The sequence below is a fragment of the Streptomyces sp. NPDC046712 genome, assembly GCF_040645695.1.
Lineage (GTDB): Bacteria > Actinomycetota > Actinomycetes > Streptomycetales > Streptomycetaceae > Streptomyces.
Genome location: NZ_JBEYYW010000005.1, coordinates 178,515 through 196,968, shown reverse-complemented (window position 1 = coordinate 196,968; position 18,454 = coordinate 178,515). Strand labels below are relative to the sequence as shown.

Here is an 18,454-nt window from a genome sequence, read left to right as displayed (position 1 = left end):
AACGCCCTCCAGGCCCCTGGCCCCCGGCGCCCCGGCCGGAATCCGCCGGACGCCCCCCGGCGCCCCGGCCGGGATCCGCCGGATACCCGCTACGGCTCCTCCGTGTCCGTGCCGGTCGCCTTGAGGGCCAGCCAGAGTTCCATCCGGACGTCCGGGTCGTCCAGGGAGCGGCCCAGGATCTCCTCCACCCGGCGCATCCGGTAGCGCAGCGTGTGGCGGTGGACGCCCAGGTCCGCCGCCGCCGCGTCCCACTGGCCGTGCCGGGAGAGCCAGGCCCGCAGGGAGGCCACGAGGTCGCCGCGGCCGGTGGCGTCGTGCTCGTACAGGGCGCGGAGCATCCCGTCGGCGAAGGCGCGGACCGCGTCGTCGGCGAGCAGCGGCAGGACCGAGCCGGCCGCCAGGTCCTCGTGCTCGACCAGCGCCCGCCCGCGCCGCCGGGCCACCGACAGCGCCTGCTCGGCCTGCTTGTACGCGGCCGCCGCCGCGATCGGCCCCGCAGGGGCCGAGAGGCCGACGACGACACCGGCCTCCTCCGCGTCCCGTTCGGCGTACCCCTCGCAGGCCGTGACGACCGCCCCGCCGTCCCCCGCCAGGACCAGAAGCCGTTCCTCGCCCTCCGGAACGGTCAGGACCGTCTCCCCGGCGCGGGCCGCGGCCGACTCCAGCGCCTCGGCCAGCACCGGCAGCGGCGGTTCGCCCTCCCGCTCCCCCGCCGCCGGTTCGGCGATCAGCAGCCGGAAGGGCGCGTCGAGGAGCCCGCCGTACAGATCACCGGCCACCGCCCGGGCATGGTCGGGCTGGCCGGACAGCATCATCCGCAGCACCGCCGCGCCGAGCCGCCCCTCGGCCGCCTGGAGCGAGCGCGAGCGCTCCGTGGTCAGCGTCAGGAGCGCGATGGCGGAGTGCACGGCGTACCGTTCCGCCGTCCCGAGCGGTGCCCCGGTCCCGACCGCGAGCGCGCCGCGGACCCGCCGCCCGGTGCCCAGCGACTGGAGCTCCACCCGGTCGTCCGTGCCCCCGACCACCGCGCTCGCGGGCGCGGGCCGCTCCCGGAGCCGTTCGACGTCGGGCGTCAGCCGGGCGGCCCGGCGCGCCGCCCACTCGGGCGACACGGCGAGGACGGTGCCGGAGGTGTCGTACAGCGCCGCCCAGCCGTCCACGTGCGCCGCGAGCCGGGCGACCACCGCGTCCGGGCCCTCCGCGAGCGCGGCGCGGGTCAGTTCCCGCTGGGCCTCGAAACCGGCCGTCACGGCCCGGTACTGGTCGGCCGCGATCGCCGCCGAGACGGCCTTGCTGATCGCCAGGAACGGCGTGCGCCGCGGCACTTCGAGGAGCGGCAGCCCCTCGGCCCGCGCCGCTTCCACGAGAGCCTGCGGGATGTCCTCGTAGTTGACGCCGACGGCGAAGCCGAGCCCCACGACACCGGCGGCCAGCAGCCGCCGGACATAGCGGTGCATCGCCTCGGAGTCCTCGGCGTCCAGGGTGAGCGCGGTGGTGAGCAGCAGCTCGCCGCCCTCCATGTACGGGACGGGGTCGGCGAGCTCGCTGACATGGGCCCAGCGCACGGGGGTGTCGAGGCGGTCCTCACCCGCGCGGACGGTGAGCTTGAGCGCCGAGTGCTGGACGAGTGAGGCGAGGGTGGGCGGCATTGGGGACCGTCGGACCTTTGAGCGAGGGGTCGCCGCTCAGCCGAGCGGCGCCCCCGATTGTGCCAGGGCACAGGGGCGCCCGCTCCGGCTCCGGCTCAGCTCCGCAGATCCACCAGCAAGGGTGGCGTGTGTTCGCCCCGCACATGGGTGAGGGACAGCACGGCGTGCCCTGCGGGGACCGCGTGCGCGAGGTCGGAGGCCGACCAGCGCTCGCGCTCCACCTCTCGTACGGTCACTGCCTCCGCCGTCGCGGCCTTGCCGGTCACCAGGCGCCGCATGAAGTGCAGGGCCTTGGTGAGCGGCTCGTCGGAGATGATCTGCCGGTTGGTGACGTCCCGGGTCTGCACCCATTCGGTGCCCCAGGTCTCGGCGAACCGTCCGCCGTCCCAGGGCGCGATCCCGGCGAACGCCATCCGGCAGCCGACCGCCCCGAGCAGCGGCCCGCGCAGCGCCTCCGGCACGTCCTCCAGGCTGCGCAGCGCGAGAACGACGCCGGCGTTGGCGGAGCGCAGCCGCTGCACGGCCCGTACGGAGTCGCCGGTGACGGTGTACGTGGCGTCGTCGAGGACCAGGCAGGCGAAGAGGGAGCGGTCGCGGCGGGCGAGGGCGGCCTCGGCGAACTGGGCGAGCAGCAGCCGGGAGACGATCCGGGAGGCTTCGGCGTGGCCGCGTTCGGGGAGATCGACGCGGACGCGGAGCGGATGCTCGACGGCGCGGAGGGAGAACTGCCGCTCCGCCCCCTCGGTGCGGAAGAAGCGGTGGAAGGCGGGCCGGTCGAGGAAGGCGATGCGTTCGGCGAGGAGGTCGCCGACGTCGTCGCCGCGTGCGGCCTGGCGCTGCCGGGCGTCCAGCTCGCGCAGCTGGGCGGGGTCGCCGGCGACCGCGGCGCGCAGCGCGGCGAGCGCCTCGGGTGTGCCGCCGAGCAGCTCGCGCAGCTCGGGCACTCCGGGGAATCGGCTGTGGGCGGCATGGAACGGCCCGATCAGCTGGGCGAGCGCGGTGGCGGCCCGTCGGCTGTCGGCGACGAGGTCCCCGACGAGCGCCTCGGCGAGGATCCGGGCGGCCTCGTCGGGGTCGTCGGCTCCGCCGTACAGGTCGAGGTCGTGGGTGGAGTCGGGCCGCCCGACGGAGACGACCACGTCGAAGGCCTCGTCGGGGCCGACGGCGGCGCCGTGGGAGGTGACGGCGACGACGGCGGCGCGGTTGGCGAGGGCCTGCAGACAGAGCGACTCGACGACGGGCCGCACGAGCCGCACGGTCTTCCCGGCCCCGGCGGGCCCGACGGCGAGCAACGAGGTCCCGAGCAGGCTCGGCTCCAGGGCGACGCCGGTGGTGCGGCGGGCGTAGGGGTTGCGGGGGTGGTCGGCGGCGGTGCCGATGCGCACCTGGTCGGTGGCCAGGTCATGGGTGGCGGTACGGACGGGCAGGTCACGCAGGCCCGAGGGGTGGCCGCAGGCGGCGGCGCCCCGGGTGCGGACGGCCTCGGTGAAGGCGGCGAGCCGCTCCGGGCGGGTCCGTACGCCCTGCCAGGCGCGGCGGATCCGGGCGTAGTCCACGTCTCCGAGGACACCGTGCCGGGTGGCCTCGGCGAGCTGGGCCGCGGCCTCGGTCAGCCCGGCGTCGCGGAGCTCGGGCCATTCGGCGGGGTCGGCGGCCGGTGGGGGCGGCGGGGGCGCGGTGTTCTTCGGGCGGGTGTAGCGGCGCCAGATGTCCGGCACATGCCCGATGCGGCCGAAGAAGACGAGGAAGGCGCCGCCGACGACGGCGTAGTAGGTGTAGCTGGCGGCGGCCCAGGTGTCGGCGTCCGAGCGCCAGGTGTCCGGGGTGAGGACGAGCAGCGGCCAGAGCCAGTAGCGGCCGAGGTAGCCGTTCCAGAGGAGGGACCAGAGGAGCCAGCCGCTGAGCAGCGCGACGAGGGCTCCGGCGAACAGCCGGCGCGCCGGCACGTCGTCGGGCTCCTCCTGCGGGCGGGGCCGGTGTCCGAGCCGCCAGATGCCGGGTTCGGCGGCGGGCCTGGGGATGCGGAGCCATTCGGCGACCCCGACCCGCGTCGGCGCGTGGGCGGGCGGTGGTGGGACCGCGGGCGCCTGGGGCGGGGGGCCGGGCGGCACGGGCGGACCCGCCGGGCGCGGGACCGCGCTCCCCCGCGTGTCGCGTGACTCGTACGTGCCTTCGGTCTCCATGAACCCCTGCCCCCTGACCAGCCAGGTCGCCACATCTGTGCCACCGTCAATCTAGTGGGCATGAACCGCCCCGGAGCGGTTTCGCGGCCGCCATGTCCATCACGGACAACGACACATCCGCAACACTCCCGATCGGCGCATGCCCGCGCCCCTCCCCCGCGCCTAGCCTGCGGAAGAAACCCACAAGTGCGTCCAGAACACCCCAGGAGCCCCGCATGAACGCTGTCCCGCAGGAGCGGCGCGTCGTCACCGCCATCCCCGGTCCGAAGTCGCAGGAGCTGCAGGCCCGCCGCCTCGACGCCGTGGCCGGCGGCGTGGGCTCCGTGCTGCCCGTCTTCACCGCGAAGGCCGGCGGCGGCATCATCGAGGACGTCGACGGCAACCGTCTGATCGACTTCGGCTCCGGCATCGCCGTGACCTCCGTCGGCGCCTCCGCCGAGGCCGTGGTCCGCCGCGCCGCCGCGCAGCTCGCCGACTTCACGCACACCTGTTTCATGGTGACGCCGTACGAGGGCTACGTCGAGGTCTGCGAGGCGCTCTCCGAGCTGACCCCGGGCGACCACGCCAAGAAGTCCGCGCTGTTCAACTCGGGCGCCGAGGCCGTCGAGAACGCGGTCAAGATCGCCCGTTCGTACACCAAGCGCCAGGCGGTCGTCGTCTTCGACCACGGCTACCACGGCCGTACGAACCTGACGATGGCGCTGACCGCGAAGAACATGCCGTACAAGCAGGGCTTCGGCCCGTTCGCGCCCGAGGTCTACCGCGTGCCGGTCGCCTACGGCTACCGCTGGCCCACCGGTGCCGAGAACTGCGGCCCCGAGGCCGCCGCCCAGGCGATCGACCAGATCAGCAAGCAGATCGGCGCCGAGAACGTCGCCGCGATCATCATCGAGCCGGTCCTCGGCGAGGGCGGCTTCATCGAGCCGGCCAAGGGCTTCCTGCCGGCGATCGTGAAGTTCGCCAACGACAACGGCATCGTCTTCGTCGCGGACGAGATCCAGTCCGGCTTCTGCCGTACCGGCCAGTGGTTCGCCTGCGAGGACGAGGGCATCGTCCCGGACCTGATCACCACCGCCAAGGGCATCGCGGGCGGTCTGCCGCTCGCCGCCGTCACCGGCCGCGCCGAGATCATGGACTCCGTCCACGGCGGCGGCCTGGGCGGCACCTACGGCGGAAACCCGGTGGCCTGCGCCGGCGCCCTCGGCTCCATCGAGACCATGAAGGAGCTCGACCTCAACGCCAAGGCGAAGCACATCGAGTCGGTCATGAAGACTCGCCTGGCCGCCATGCAGGAGAAGTACGAGATCATCGGCGACATCCGCGGCCGCGGCGCCATGATCGCGATCGAGCTGGTCAAGGACCCGGCCACCAAGGAGCCGAACCCGGAGGCCGCGGGCGCGCTGGCGAAGGCCTGCCACGCCGAGGGCGTGCTGGTCCTGACCTGTGGCACCTACGGCAACGTGCTGCGTTTCCTGCCGCCGCTGGTGATCGGCGACGACCTCCTGAACGAGGGTCTCGACGTCATCGAGAGCGCGTTCGGACAGATCTGACACCTCTTCGGAACACGCTGTGAAGAAGGTGTGGGGGGCCGATGGCGGGATGGAGATCCGGCTGTCGGTCCCCCTTTCTCTGCCGTACGGTTTCTGCAGATGAGAGAAACACCCCGCTCGCAGGGGACTGCGGGCGACGCCAGGGCGGAGCCTCCCCAGCCCCGCCTTGACCGTGCCATTGCGCACACCACTGGAGCCTCCGGCTCCGGAACTCCTCACCGATCGGATGGCCGCCCGCCCCACACCCCCCGGGGCGCGCGGCAGCCCGGTCAAGGCGGCCTCCCCGGAACCACCCCCCCTGTTCCGGGGAGGCCGGCTGTCTTCTCGGCGGTCGTTCTGTTCGCCGTCCTCACCTGGCAGGTCCTCGTCGAAGGACCGCTCGCCCGGCTCGACGAGCGCGTCTCGCGCGCCCTCGTGGACACGGTCCCCCGCCGGCTCTCCGAACTCGGCGCCGATCTCGGCAATCTGGCGGTCGCGCTTCCGGTCCTCGTGTGCGCGATGGCGTACGCGGCCTACCGTGGCCGTCGCGCCCAGGCGCTGTACGCGGGTCTCGCGATGGCTCTCGTACCGGCCGTGATCATCCCCCTGAAGGAGTGGACGGCCCGCCCGGGCCCTCTGGAGCCCTGGGCCGCGGGCTACTACCCCTCGGGGCACACGGCGACGGCGATGGTGGCGTACTTCGGCGCGGCCTTTCTCGTCTCGAAGCGGCTGGTCCCCGTCGCCGCCGTTCTCACGGCGCTGACGGGGACCGGCCTGATCCTGCGCGGCTACCACTGGCCCCTGGACGTGCTGGCCAGTCTCATCCTGGGTCTGCTGCTCCTGACCGTCAGCTCCACCTGTACGCGTCGAAGTTCCGGCTGAACTCCCAGCCGTTGTACCGGTCCCAGTTGATCGACCAGGTCATCAGGCCGCGCAACGCCGGCCAGGTGCCGTGGGTCTGGTAGGTGCCGCAGTTCGTCTTCTTCGTCAGGCAGTCCAGGGCCTTGTTCACTTCGGACGGTGTCGTGTGGCCGTTGCCCGCCTGAGTGGAGGCCGGGAGGCCGATGGCGACCTGGTCGGGGCGGAGGGGCGGGAAGACGCGGTCGGTGTTGCCGGCGACCGGGAAGCCGGTGAGGAGCATGTCGGTCATGGCGATGTGGAAGTCCGCGCCGCCCATGGAGTGGTACTGGTTGTCGAGGCCCATGATCGAGCCCGAGTTGTAGTCCTGGACGTGGAGCAGGGTGAGGTCGTCGCGCAGGGCGTGGATGACCGGGAGGTAGGCGCCGGCGCGCGGGTCCTGACCGCCCCAGGGGCCGGAGCCGTAGTACTGGTAGCCGAGTTGGACGAAGAAGGTCTCCGGGGCCATCGTCAGGACGAAGCCCGAGCCGTACTTCGCCTTCAGGGTCTTCACCGCCGAGATCAGGTTGACGATCACGGGGGAGGTCGGGGCGCGGAAGTCGGTGTCGCCCGCCTGGAGGGAGAGCGAGTGCCCCTCGAAGTCGATGTCCAGGCCGTCGAGTCCGTACTCGTCAATGATCTTCGAGACGGAGGAGACGAAGGCGTCCCGGGCGGCCGTGGTGGAGAGTTGCACCTGGCCGTTCTGGCCGCCGATGGAGATCAGGACCTTCTTGCCCGCGGCCTGCTTGGCCTTGATCGCCGCCTTGAAGTCCGCGAGTGACTCCACGTTCGGGCATTCCGTCTGCGGGCAGAGGCTGAAGCGGATGTCGCCCGAGGTCACCGAGGTCGGTTCGCCGAAGGCGAGGTTGATGACGTCCCAGGAGTCGGGGACGTCGGCCATCCGGGTGTGGCCGGAGCCGTTGGCGAAGCTCGCGTGGAGGTAGCCGACGAGCGCGTGGGCGGGGAGGCCGCCGCCGGGGTTCCCGCCGCCGGCCGTCGTGCTCGCCGTCACGGCCGTGGACTTCGCCGACTCGCCCGCGCTGTTCGCGGCCGAGATCTGGAAGGCGTAGGAGGTGGAGGGCGCGAGGCCCGTCGCGGTGTACGAGGTGCCGGTGACCGTCGCGACCAGGGCTCCGTCGCGGTAGACCTTGTAGGAGGTGGCGCCGGGGACGGCGGGCCAGGTCAGCGAGACCGACGAGGAGGTCGCGGAGCCGGTGGCCAGGCCGGTGGGGGTCGCGGGTGTCTCGACCGGGGTGCCGCCGGGGCCTATCAGGGAGAGGTCGTCCGCGTGGTAGGCGCCGGTGCCGTACCAGCCGTGGGTGTAGATCGTCACCGAGGTCGTCGAGGCCCCGGTCGTGAACGTGGTGCTCAGCTTCTGCCAGTCGGGGGCTGACTGGGTCCAGGTGGAGACGTCGGTGGTGCCGGTTCCGGACGCGCCGAGGTAGACGTAGCTGCCGCGCACCCAACCGCTCAGCGTGTAAGCGGAGTTCGGCCTGACCGTGACGGTCTGGGAGCACTTGGCGTGGTCGCTCCCCGCGGGCGTGGCCCGCAGCGCCTTCGTCCCGCTGCGCACGGGTGACGTGACCACGGCTCCGCTGCCCGCCGTACAGCTCCAGCCGTCGAGACCGGATTCGAAGCCGCCGTTGCGTGCGAGGTCGGGGTCGGCGGCCTGGGCCGCGGGCGTGAGGGCGACGAGTCCGCCGGCGGCGAGGACGCCCGCCAGCGCGAGGACAAGAGGTCTGGTGCGTGAGGGGGTGCGGTCCACAACTGCCTCCGGGGGTGGGGGAATCGAGGTGGAGCGCGCCACAGCATGGTCCAGACCAATCAAGTGGTCAAGACCTCTGCCCTCCCTGCCCCCTTGCCAGTTGGCCCGCCGCCTCGTGCATCGCCAGCTCCAGGAGCGAGGCGTCCGTGAGCGCCCCGCTTCCGTCGGGCGGGATCAGCCAGCGCACTCCACCGGTCACCCGCCCCGGGTAGGGGACGACGATCCAGGTACCGCGTCCGGCGCTGCGCACCCCCGTACCGAGCCAGCGCGCCGCCGTGCCGGGTGGCACGAAGAAACCCGTACGGGCCTCGCCGAAGTCGGCCAGGACCGGCCCGGGCCGGGTCACGAGACGGCTCAGCACGTCGAGCGTGGGGCAGCCGAGCTCCCCCGGCAGGATCAGCACGTCCCAGCGCCTGCCGGCGGGCAGCAGCGCCACCCCGAGGGGATTGCGCTCCCATTCCCACCGGCAGGCGTCGGGATCCGGCGCCACCGACGCCAGCCATTCCACTGCGGTCTTGACCCCCGAACCAGTCATTGCCCATGGCCTCCATTCCGTGTACGGACACGACGTCCACACGCAGAGAGCGGGGTGGGCGACGATCATTACGCGGGTTCGGGCCGCCCGTTGGTAGTGAACTGGGTCACACCGCAATGGAGTGAGGTGCGCCGGGGGCGCACACCCGGCGCACATGACGGGACCGCAGGCAGGCGGGACGCGCCCGATCGGGTGGACGGCGGCGGCCCGGGTCGGCGCCTTCCGTCGCCCGCCCGTCCGCGCGTGTTCGTATGGGCCTCCGCGCCGACCACGCCACGGGAGTACCCATGCCCTTTCCCCAGTCATCGGGTGCCGCGCCCGGCGAACCACGCTCCCGCAAGGGGATGCTGCGGCGGATGGGCGAGTGGTCGGCCCGTCACTTCGTCATCGTGCTGGTCGCCTGGATCGTGGCCCTGGCCGGCCTGATGGTCCTTCAGCACGCGTACGGCGGTGAGTACTCCGACAACTACTCGCTGCCCGGCACCCAGTCCCAGGAGGGGCTCGACGTGCTCCGGGCCCACGAACCGGCGGCCGGCGGCTACAGCGCCCAGGTGGTGCTGTACGACTCCGCCAAGCCGTTGACCTCGGTGAGCGACCAGATCTCCTCGGCGGTCACCTCCCTCGGGAAGCTGCCGCACGTCCTGAGCGCGCAGAACCCGCTGCCGCCGCCCGGCACCACGCCGCCGACCGTCCCGCCGGGTACGCCGAATCCAGGACCGCTCTCGACCGACGGCAAGACCGGCTACATCACCGTCCGTTTCGACGTCCAGCCCTCCACTCTCGGCGACGACTACCTGGACGGTGTGGACAGCGCGGTGGAGCCGCTGCGCGCCGCCGGTGTCGAGGTCGAGTACGGCGGCTCGCTGGGCGAGCTGGCACGGCCCGAGGCGGACGACCGGTCCAGCGAGGCGATCGGCTTCGGGGTCGCGATCGTCGTGCTCCTGATCGGCTTCGGCAGCCTGCTGGCCGCCCTGCTGCCGCTGGTCACCGCGCTGTTCGCGACCATCTGCGGGCTCGGGGTGCTCGGCCTGCTCGCCGCCGTGTGGACCTTCGCGACCGTCTCCCCCACCCTGGCCACGATGATCGGCATCGGTGTCGGCATCGACTACGCGCTCTTCCTGATCACCCGGCACCGACAGCTGCTGATGAACGGCCTGGACCCGGTGACGGCCGCCGGGAAGGCCACCGCGACCAGCGGACGGGCCGTCCTCGTCTCGGGCTGCACCGTCATCATCGCCCTGTCCGGGCTGTGGGTCTCCGGCCTGACCTTCATCGGACTGCTCGGCCTCGCCGCGACCGCCACCGTCGTCACCGCCGTGATCGGCGCGCTGACGCTCGTACCGGCGATGCTCGGGCTGATCGGGCGGCGGATCGACCGGCTGAAGGTCCGCACGCCGATCGCCGAGACCGACCCCGAGGCGGGCACGGAGCACGGGACCTGGCACCGCTACGCGCTGCGCGTGGAGCGCCGGCCGTGGTGGTTCCTCACTGCGGGCCTCGCGGTGCTGGTGGTGCTCGCCGTGCCCATGTTCTCCATGCAGCTCGGGCACATCGGCGACGGCGCCGACCCGACGTCCTTCACCGACCGCCGCGCCTTCGACCTGATGTCCTCGGCCTTCGGCCCGGGCTCCAACGGCCCGCTGACCCTGGTCATCGACCAGACCTCGGTGCCCGACGCCGACCGGTCCGCCCTCGCCTCTCAGGCCCAGAAGGCCCTCACCGGAGTCCCGAACGCCGCCCTGATCACCCCGCTGACGCCGACCTCCGACGGGGACGTCCTGCTCGCCACCGCCTACTCGGTCGCCGCGCCGCAGGACGAGCGGACGACGCAGCTGGTCAACGACCTGACCGACACCGTCCTCCCGAACGCCGTCGCCGGAACCGACGCCGCCACGTACGTCACGGGCACCACCGCCGCCCAGGTCGACTTCCTCGACATCGTCTCCAGCCGGCTGCCGCTCATCATCGCCGTGGTCGTGGCCCTGGCGTTCCTCGTCATCCTGGTCGTGTTCCGGGGGCCGCTGGTCGCGGCCAAGGCCGCCGTGCTCAACCTGCTGTCGATCGGCGCCTCGTACGGAGTCGTGGTCGCCGTCTTCCAGTGGGGCTGGGGCGGCCCGGCGCTCGGGGTCGCGGGCAAGGTGCCCATCGAGAGCTATGTGCCGATGATGATGTTCGCGATCGTCTTCGGTCTGAGCATGGACTACGAGATCTTCCTGCTGTCCCGCGTCCACGAGGCCTGGCTGCGCACCGGCGACGCGAAGGCGAGCGTCGCGCACGCCCTGGAGATCACGGCTCGTGTCATCACCTGTGCGGCGCTCATCATGGTGAGCGTCTTCGCCGCCTTCATCATCAGCGACAACATCGTGGTGAAGATGCTGGGTCTCGGCCTGGCCGCGAGTGTGCTCATCGACGCGACGGTCGCGCGGCTGCTGCTGGTGCCCGCCGTGATGACGCTGCTCGGGGAGAAGGCCTGGTGGACCCCGCGCCGGCTGGACCGGATCCTGCCGCACGTGGACACGGAGGGCGACAGCGAGATGGCCACGGCGGGCGGAAGCGGCGCGGCGGGGCCACGGAAGACTCCGTGACCCCGCCACCCGGCCGGACCACCGACCGCCGGACGACCCGACGGCCGGACCACCGACCGCCGGACGACCCGACGGCCGGACCGCCGGACCGCCCGCCCGACCCTGATCCGCCTGACAGGCCCTAGCTGTCGAAGCCCAGGCCCAGGCGGTCCATGGCCTTCAGCCACAGATTGCGGCGGCCGCCGTTCTCGTCCGCCCGAGCCAGCGACCACTTGGTGATGCCGATGCCGGCCCAGGCGATCGGCTCGGGCGGGAACGGCAGCGGCTTGGAGCGGACCATCTCCAGCCGCGTACGCTCCGTGCGCTCACCGGCCAGCAGGTCGAGCATCACGTCCCCGCCGAAGCGGGTGGCGCCGACGCCGAGGCCGGTGAAGCCCGCCGCGTACGCGACCTTGCCCTGGTGGGCCGTGCCGAAGAAGGCGGAGAACCGCGAGCAGGTGTCGATCGCGCCGCCCCAGGCGTGGCTGAAGCGGAGCCCCTCCAGCTGCGGGAAGCAGCGGAAGAAGTGCTCGGCGAGCTTCAGATACGTCTCCGGGCGGTGGTCCATCTCGGCGCTGACCTTGCCGCCGAAGCGGTAGATGGCGTCGTAACCGCCCCACAGGATCCGGTTGTCGGCGGTGATCCGGAAGTAGTGGAACTGGTTGGCGCTGTCCCCGAGCCCCTGGCGGTTCTTCCAGCCGACGGCGGCGAGCTGCTCCGGCGAGAGCGGCTCGGTCATCAGGGCGTAGTCGTACACCGGGACGGTGTAGTGCCGGACCCGCTTGACCAGCGAGGGGAAGACGTTGGTGCCGAGCGCCACCCGGCGGGCGAGGATCCGGCCGTACGGGGTGCGCACGCCCATGCCCGCGCCGACGGAGACGAGGTCGAGGCCGGGGGTGTTCTCGTAGATCCGCACGCCCAGGTCCGCACAGGCCCGCTTCAGGCCCCACGCCAGCTTGGCGGGGTTGAGCATGGCGACACCGCGCCGGTCCCACAGGCCGCCGAGGAAGGTCGGGGAGTCGACCTCCGCGCGGACCGCGTCCCCGTCGAGGAGTTCGAGACCGTCCGCGAGACCGAGCCGCTCGATCTCCGCGTACATCTCGGCGAGTTCCTCGAGCTGGTGCGGCTCGGTGGCGACGTCGATCTCGCCGGAGCGCTCGAAGTCGCAGTCGAGGGAGTAGCGGGCGACCGCCGCCTCGATGGCGTCGAGGTTGCGCTCGCCGAGCTCCTCCAGCTTCGACAGCTCACCCGGCCAGCGGGCGAGTCCGTTGCCGAAGCCATGGGTGAGGGAGGCGGCGCAGAAGCCGCCGTTGCGGCCCGAGGCGGCCCAGCCCACCTCGCGGCCTTCGATCAGGACGACATCCCTGGAGGGGTCGCGCTCCTTGGCGAGGAGCGCGGTCCACAGTCCGCTGTATCCGCCGCCGACGACGAGAAGGTCGCACTTCTCGGTGCCGGTGAGGGCGGGCAGGGCTCCGGGCTTGCCGGGGTCTTCCAGCCAGAAGGGGACGGGCTGGGCGTCGGAGAGAGATTGTGCAGCACTACGCATGGCGACTGGGGCCATGGTTTCCAACTCCTTCAGGGCCTTCTCAGGGCCGTACTCAGCTTGTCGCTGTTTTCTTGCGCCGGTTGGTGACGATCTGTCCGGCTACCACCACCAGGACGGCGATGACGAACATGGCCGTACCGATGACGTTGATCTGGACGGGCGTGCCACGCTGCGCCGAGCCCCAGACGAACATGGGGAACGTGACGGTCGAGCCCGCGTTGAAGTTGGTGATGATGAAGTCGTCGAACGAGAGCGCGAAGGCGAGCAGCGCTCCGGCGGCGATGCCGGGAGCGGCGATCGGCAGGGTGACCCGTACGAAGGTCTGCACGGGGCCGGCGTAGAGGTCGCGCGCGGCCTCCTCCAGACGCGGGTCCATCGACATCACCCGCGCCTTGACCGCCGTCACCACGAACGACAGACAGAACATGATGTGGGCGATCAGGACCGTCCAGAAGCCCAGCTCGGCGCCCATGTTGAGGAAGAGCGTGAGCAGGGAGGCGGCCATGACGACCTCGGGCATGGCCATCGGCAGGAAGATCAGCGAGTTGATCGCGCCGCGCGCCCGGAAGCGGTAGCGGACCAGCGCGAAGGCGATCATCGTGCCGAGGATCGTGGCACCGAGGGTGGCCCAGGCGGCGATCTGCAAGGACAGGGTGAGGGAGCCGCACAGGTCGGCGACGCCGCACGGGTCCTTCCAGGCGTCCAGGGAGAACCGCTGCCAGGCGTAGTTGAACCGCCCGTTCGGCTTGTTGAACGAGAACACCATCACGACGATGTTCGGCAGGATCATGTACGCGAGCGTCAGCAGGCCCGCGATGGCGACAAGGTTCCGACGGATCCAACGCATCAGACCAGGTCCTCCGTTCCCGCACGGCGGATGTAGACGGTGACCATGAGGAGCACGATCGCCATGAGGATGAAGGACAGCGCGGCGGCCGTCGGATAGTCGAGCACCCGCAGGAACTGCGACTGGATGACGTTGCCGACCATCTTGGTGTCGGTCGAGCCGAGCAGCTCGGCGTTGACGTAGTCGCCGCTGGCCGGGATGAAGGTGAGCAGCGTGCCCGAGACCACGCCCGGCATGGAGAGCGGGAAGGTCACCTTGCGGAAGGTGGTGGCGGGGGACGCGTACAGATCCTTGGCGGCCTCGTGCAGCCGGCCGTCGATCCGCTCCAGGGAGGTGTAGAGGGGCAGGATCATGAACGGCAGGAAGTTGTACGTCAGACCGCAGACGACCGCCATCGGGGTGGCGAGGACGCGGTCGCCCTCGGTCCAGCCGAGCCAGCTGGTGACATCCAGGACGTGCAGCGCGTCGAGCGCGCCGACGACCGCGCCGCCGTCGGCGAGGATCGTCTTCCACGCCAGCGTCCGGATGAGGAAGCTGGTGAAGAAGGGCGCGATGACGAGGACGAGCAGGAGGTTGCGCCAGCGGCCGGCCTTGAAGGCGATCAGATACGCCAGCGGGTAGCCGAGGAGCAGACACAGCAGGGTGGCGGTACCGGCGTACAGCAGGGACCGGACGAACTGGGGCCAGTACTCCTGGAAGGCGTCCCAGTAGGTCTGGAAGTGCCAGGTGACCTCGAAGCCCTTCTCCAGGGAGCCGGTCTGCACGGAGGTGGAGGCCTGGTAGACCATCGGCAGCGCGAAGAAGACGAGCAGCCAGATGATGCCGGGCAGGAGCAGCCAGTACGGGACGAGGCGCTTGCGCGCGGACGCCTTGCGCACGGGCAGTTCCCCTGTCGGTGGCGTTTCTTCCTTGGTCAGCGTCGCGGTCACGAGGCGTCCTCCACCGTCTCGACGCCCGCGTCGATGTCCTGGTCGGCGTCGAGGCCGAAGGTGTGGGCCGGGTTCCAGTGCAGGACCACCTCGGCGCCGGGCACCAGTCGCGCGTCGCGTTCGATGTTCTGCTCGTACACCTGGAGTTCAGCGCCCGCCGGGCTGTTCACCACGTACTGGGTGGAGACTCCGATGAAGGAGGAGTCGGCGATCCGGCCGGTGACCTTGTTGCGGCCGTCGGCGATCGAGCCCGCGTCGTCGGCGTGCGCGAGCGAGATCTTCTCGGGACGGACGCCGACGAGGACCTTGCCTCCGGTGCGTACGGTCGCCGAACAGCGGTCCGCGGGCAGCCGGAGCTTGCCGCCGCCGGCCGTCACGACCAGGTCGGAGCCGCCGGTCTCGGCGACCTCCGCCTCGATGAGGTTGGAGGTGCCGAGGAAGTTCGCCACGAACGTGGTCTGCGGGTTCTCGTACAGGTCGGCGGGGGCGCCGAGCTGCTCGACCCGGCCTCCGTTCATCACCGCGACCTGGTCGGCCATGGTCATGGCCTCCTCCTGGTCGTGGGTGACGTGTACGAAGGTGATGCCGACCTCGGTCTGGATGCGCTTGAGCTCCAGCTGCATCTGGCGGCGCAGCTTGAGGTCGAGGGCGCCGAGCGGCTCGTCGAGGAGGAGGACCTGCGGGTGGTTGATGAGCGCGCGGGCCACGGCGACGCGCTGCTGCTGACCGCCGGAGAGCTGGTGCGGCTTGTGCCGGGCCTTGTCGCCGAGCTGGACGAGCTCCAGCATGTCGTCGACCTGCTTCTTCACCGACTTGATGCCGCGCCGGCGCAGACCGAAGGCGATGTTCTCGGTGATGTCCATGTGCGGGAAGAGCGCGTAGGACTGGAAGACGGTGTTGACCGGCCGCTTGTACGGCGGGAGGTCGGTGACGTCGGTGTCGCCGAGGAAGACCGAGCCGGTGGTGGGGTCCTCCAGGCCGGCGATCATCCGCAGCGTGGTCGTCTTTCCGCAGCCGGAGGCGCCGAGGAGCGCGAAGAACGAGCCCTGCGGAATGGTCAGGTCGAGCGGGTGGACGGCGGTGAAGGAGCCGTACGTCTTGCTGATGCCGGTGAGACGGACGTCGCCGCCGGTGTTCGTGTCAGTCATGGGTTGCGATCCCGGGGTCGTGAGAGAGGTGGACGGCGTACGGCTCAGGCACCGATGAGCTTGGCGAACTTCTCCTCGTACGCCGTCTCCTCCTCGCTGGTCAGCGAGCGGAAGGCGTGCGACTTCTTGGCCATGGCCTTGTCCGGGAGGATCAGCGTGTTGTTCGCCAGCTCGGGGTCGATCTTCGCGAGCTCGTCCTTCACCCCGTCGACCGGGCAGACGTAGTTGATGTACGCGGCGAGCTGGGCGGCGACCGGGAGCTCGAAGTAGTAGTCGATGAGCTTCTCGGCGTTGGCCTTGTGCCGCGCCTTGGCCGGGACCAGCAGGTTGTCGCTGGAGGTGATGTAACCGGCGGACGGGATGGCGAACTTGATGTCCGGGTTGTCGGCCTGCAGCTGGATGACGTCACCGGCCCAGGCGAGACAGGCCGCGAGGTCGCCCTTGTCCAGGTCGGAGGTGTAGTCGTTGCCGGTGAAGCGCCGGATCTGCTTCTTGTCGACGCCCTTCTGCAGCCGGCCTATCGCCGCGTCGTAGTCGGCGTCCGTGAAGTCGCCCGGGTCCTTGCCCATGTCGAGCAGGGTCATGCCGACCGAGTCGCGCATCTCGGTGAGGAAGCCGACCCGGCCCTTGAGGGAGGGGTCGTCGAGGAGCTGGGAGACCGAGTCGACCTTCTTGCCGCCGGTCGCCTTGGAGTTGTAGGCGATGACGGTGGAGATGCCGGTCCACGGGTACGAGTAGGCGCGGCCCGGGTCCCAGTCGGGGCGACGGAACTGGCTGGAGAGGTTCGCGTACGCGTTGGGGAGGTTGGCCGCGTCGAGCTTCTGCGCCCAGCCGAGGCGGATGATCCGCGCCGCGAGCCAGTCGGTGACGCAGATCAGGTCGCGGCCGGTGTCCTGGCCGGCCGCGAGCTGCGGCTTGATCTTGCCGAAGAACTCGACGTTGTCGTTGATGTCCTCGGTGTACTTGACCTTGATCCCGGTGCGCTTCGTGAACGCCTCCAGGGTGGGGCGGGACTTCTCGTCCTCGCTGACGTCCATGTACTCGGTCCAGTTGGAGAAGCTGAGCTGCTTCTCCTTCGCCGAGAAGTCCGTGGACGCGGGGCCCTGCCCCTCCCGCTTGGCCGGCGGGATGCCACAGGCGCTCAGGCCGGCGAGTCCGCCGAGCGTGAGCGCCCCGACGCCTCCGGCGCGCAGCATCGAACGGCGGGTGAGGGCGCCCCGGCCGCTCGTCAGGCTGCGCCGCATCGCGGCCAACTGCGCCGCGGACAGGCTGTCGGGCTCGTACTGCTCCATGCGCTGTGCCCTTTCGGGATGGTTTCGCCGCTGGTCGGGCGACGTACTGGCTATCGGTCCCCGAAGATCGTGCGGTGCCAGTCCTTCGCGGCGACCGCCGTGTTGTCGTACATCACGTGCTTGACCTGCGTGTACTCCTCGAAGGAATACGCCGACATGTCCTTTCCGAACCCGGAGGCCTTGTAGCCTCCGTGCGGCATCTCGCTGATGATCGGAATGTGGTCGTTGACCCAGACGCACCCGGCCTTGATCTCGCGGGTGGCCCGGTTCGCCCGGTAGACGTCACGGCTCCAGGCGGAGGCGGCGAGGCCGTAGGGGGTGTCGTTGGCGAGCCGGATGCCCTCGTCGTCGCTGTCGAAGGGCAGGGCCACCAGGACCGGTCCGAAGATCTCCGACTGCACGACCTCGCTGTCCTGCGCGGCGCCGGTGATCAGGGTCGGACGATAGTACGCGCCGTCCTTGAGGTCCCCGCCCGGAGCCTCGCCGCCGGTGACGACGGTGGCGTAGCCGCGGGCGCGGTCGACGAAGGCGGCGACGCGGTCGCGCTGGACGTGGCTGATCAGCGGGCCCAGGTCGGTGGAGGGGTCGAAGGGGTCGCCCAGGCGGACGGTCTCCATGAGCTCGGCGACCCGGGCGACGAAGGCGTCGAAGAGCGGGCGCTGGACGTACGCCCGGGTGGCGGCGGTGCAGTCCTGGCCGGTGTTGATGAGCGAGGCGGCGACGGCGCCGTGGGCGGCGGCCTCGAGGTCGGCGTCGTCGAAGACGACGAAGGGGGCCTTCCCGCCGAGCTCGAGGTGGAGCCGCTTGACGGTGGACGTGGCGATCTCGGCGACCCGCTTGCCGACCGGGGTGGAACCGGTGAAGGAGGTCATGGCCACGTCGGGGTGGCCGACGAGGTGTTCGCCGGCGGTGCGGCCGGCGCCGGTGACGATGTTGACGACACCGTCGGGGATGCCGGCCTCGGTGGCCGCCTGGGCGAACATCAGCGAGGTGAGCGGGGTGAGCTCGGCCGGCTTGAGGACGATCGTGTTGCCCGCGGCGATCGCCGGGAGGATCTTCCAGGCGGCCATCTGGAGCGGGTAGTTCCAGGGGGCGATGGAGCCGACGACACCGATCGGCTCGCGCCGTACGTACGAGGTGTGGTCGCCGCTGTACTCGCCGGCCGACTGGCCCTGGAGGTGGCGGGCCGCTCCCGCGAAGAAGGCGGTGTTGTCCACGGTGCCGGGTACGTCGAACTCGGTGGACAGCTTGATGGGCTTGCCGCACTGGAGGGACTCCACGCGGGCGAAGTCCTCGGCCCGCTCGGCGAGCATCCCGGCGAACCGGTGCAGCGCGTCGGAGCGCTCTCCGGGGGTGGCGCCTGCCCAGCCGGGGAAGGCGTCCTTCGCGGCGGCGACGGCGGCGTCCACGTCGGCGGTGGAGGCGAGTTCGTACGTGTACACGCTCTCGCCCGTGGCCGGGTCGACGACGCTGTGCTCCTCACCCGAGGTTCCGGGCCGCAGCCGCCCGCCGATGTACTGCGCGCCGTCCGCGAAGCGGTCGGTCACCTGGAAGCGGTTGCCCATGACGC

General features: G+C 71.3%; 13 protein-coding genes. 3 read left to right on the top strand and 10 right to left on the bottom strand.

Annotated features, from left to right (window positions below; all coding sequences use genetic code 11):
• Positions 1-89 precede the first annotated feature (89 nt).
• Complete coding sequence (locus tag ABZ939_RS09375) at positions 90-1,649, bottom strand: PucR family transcriptional regulator (protein ID WP_361851013.1); 1,560 nt, start codon at positions 1,647-1,649, stop codon at positions 90-92.
• 95 nt (positions 1,650-1,744) lie between these two features.
• Entirely contained in the window at positions 1,745-3,832 is a 2,088-nt protein-coding gene (locus ABZ939_RS09370) for an ATP-binding protein (protein ID WP_361851011.1), read from the bottom strand.
• A gap of 215 nt (positions 3,833-4,047) precedes the next feature.
• Here ABZ939_RS09370 and gabT point away from each other — a divergent pair, with 215 nt between their 5' ends.
• Together gabT and ABZ939_RS09360 are read left to right on the top strand one after the other, a co-directional pair.
• Entirely contained in the window at positions 4,048-5,382 is a 1,335-nt protein-coding gene (gene gabT / locus ABZ939_RS09365; protein ID WP_361851009.1) for a 4-aminobutyrate--2-oxoglutarate transaminase, read from the top strand.
• Between the two features lie 414 nt (positions 5,383-5,796).
• Positions 5,797-6,243: a phosphatase PAP2 family protein gene (locus ABZ939_RS09360; RefSeq protein ID WP_361851007.1), complete on the top strand. Its 447-nt coding sequence runs from the start codon at positions 5,797-5,799 to the stop codon at positions 6,241-6,243.
• On the opposite strand, the gene ABZ939_RS09355 is transcribed toward ABZ939_RS09360, so the two are convergent.
• Together ABZ939_RS09355 and ABZ939_RS09350 are read right to left on the bottom strand one after the other, a co-directional pair.
• The gene (locus tag ABZ939_RS09355; protein ID WP_361851005.1) at positions 6,209-8,023 is read right to left on the bottom strand and encodes a glycoside hydrolase family 18 protein; all 1,815 of its coding nucleotides are present in this window, start codon (positions 8,021-8,023) and stop codon (positions 6,209-6,211) included. The two genes, ABZ939_RS09360 and ABZ939_RS09355, sit on opposite strands and share 35 nt — an antisense overlap.
• 67 nt (positions 8,024-8,090) lie before the next feature.
• Positions 8,091-8,558: a hypothetical protein gene (locus tag ABZ939_RS09350; protein WP_361851003.1), complete on the bottom strand. Its 468-nt coding sequence runs from the start codon at positions 8,556-8,558 to the stop codon at positions 8,091-8,093.
• A 287-nt stretch (positions 8,559-8,845) separates the two neighbouring features.
• Between ABZ939_RS09350 and ABZ939_RS09345 the strand changes: the two genes are divergently transcribed.
• On the top strand, positions 8,846-11,143 hold the full coding sequence (locus ABZ939_RS09345; RefSeq protein ID WP_361851000.1) for an MMPL family transporter: 2,298 nt from the start codon (positions 8,846-8,848) through the stop codon (positions 11,141-11,143).
• Between the two features lie 121 nt (positions 11,144-11,264).
• Here the strand turns inward: ABZ939_RS09345 and ABZ939_RS09340 are convergent, their stop codons facing one another.
• From ABZ939_RS09340 to ABZ939_RS09315, 6 genes are read right to left on the bottom strand one after another with little or no spacing between them, the layout of a single operon-like run.
• Complete coding sequence (locus ABZ939_RS09340; protein ID WP_361850998.1) at positions 11,265-12,683, bottom strand: FAD-dependent oxidoreductase; 1,419 nt, start codon at positions 12,681-12,683, stop codon at positions 11,265-11,267.
• A 37-nt stretch (positions 12,684-12,720) separates the two neighbouring features.
• Entirely contained in the window at positions 12,721-13,515 is a 795-nt protein-coding gene (locus tag ABZ939_RS09335) for an ABC transporter permease (RefSeq protein ID WP_361850996.1), read from the bottom strand.
• On the bottom strand, positions 13,515-14,444 hold the full coding sequence (locus ABZ939_RS09330) for an ABC transporter permease (RefSeq protein WP_361850993.1): 930 nt from the start codon (positions 14,442-14,444) through the stop codon (positions 13,515-13,517). The genes ABZ939_RS09335 and ABZ939_RS09330 overlap by 1 nt, the downstream gene beginning before the upstream one ends.
• Entirely contained in the window at positions 14,441-15,592 is a 1,152-nt protein-coding gene (locus tag ABZ939_RS09325) for an ABC transporter ATP-binding protein (protein WP_361850991.1), read from the bottom strand. Before ABZ939_RS09325 ends, ABZ939_RS09330 begins: the two co-directional genes overlap by 4 nt.
• Before the next feature lie 44 nt (positions 15,593-15,636).
• Positions 15,637-16,884, bottom strand: coding sequence for a spermidine/putrescine ABC transporter substrate-binding protein (locus ABZ939_RS09320; RefSeq protein WP_361850989.1), 1,248 nt, complete (start codon positions 16,882-16,884; stop codon positions 15,637-15,639).
• 50 nt (positions 16,885-16,934) lie between these two features.
• Entirely contained in the window at positions 16,935-18,449 is a 1,515-nt protein-coding gene (locus tag ABZ939_RS09315) for a gamma-aminobutyraldehyde dehydrogenase (protein ID WP_361850987.1), read from the bottom strand.
• Positions 18,450-18,454: the final 5 nt, after the last annotated feature.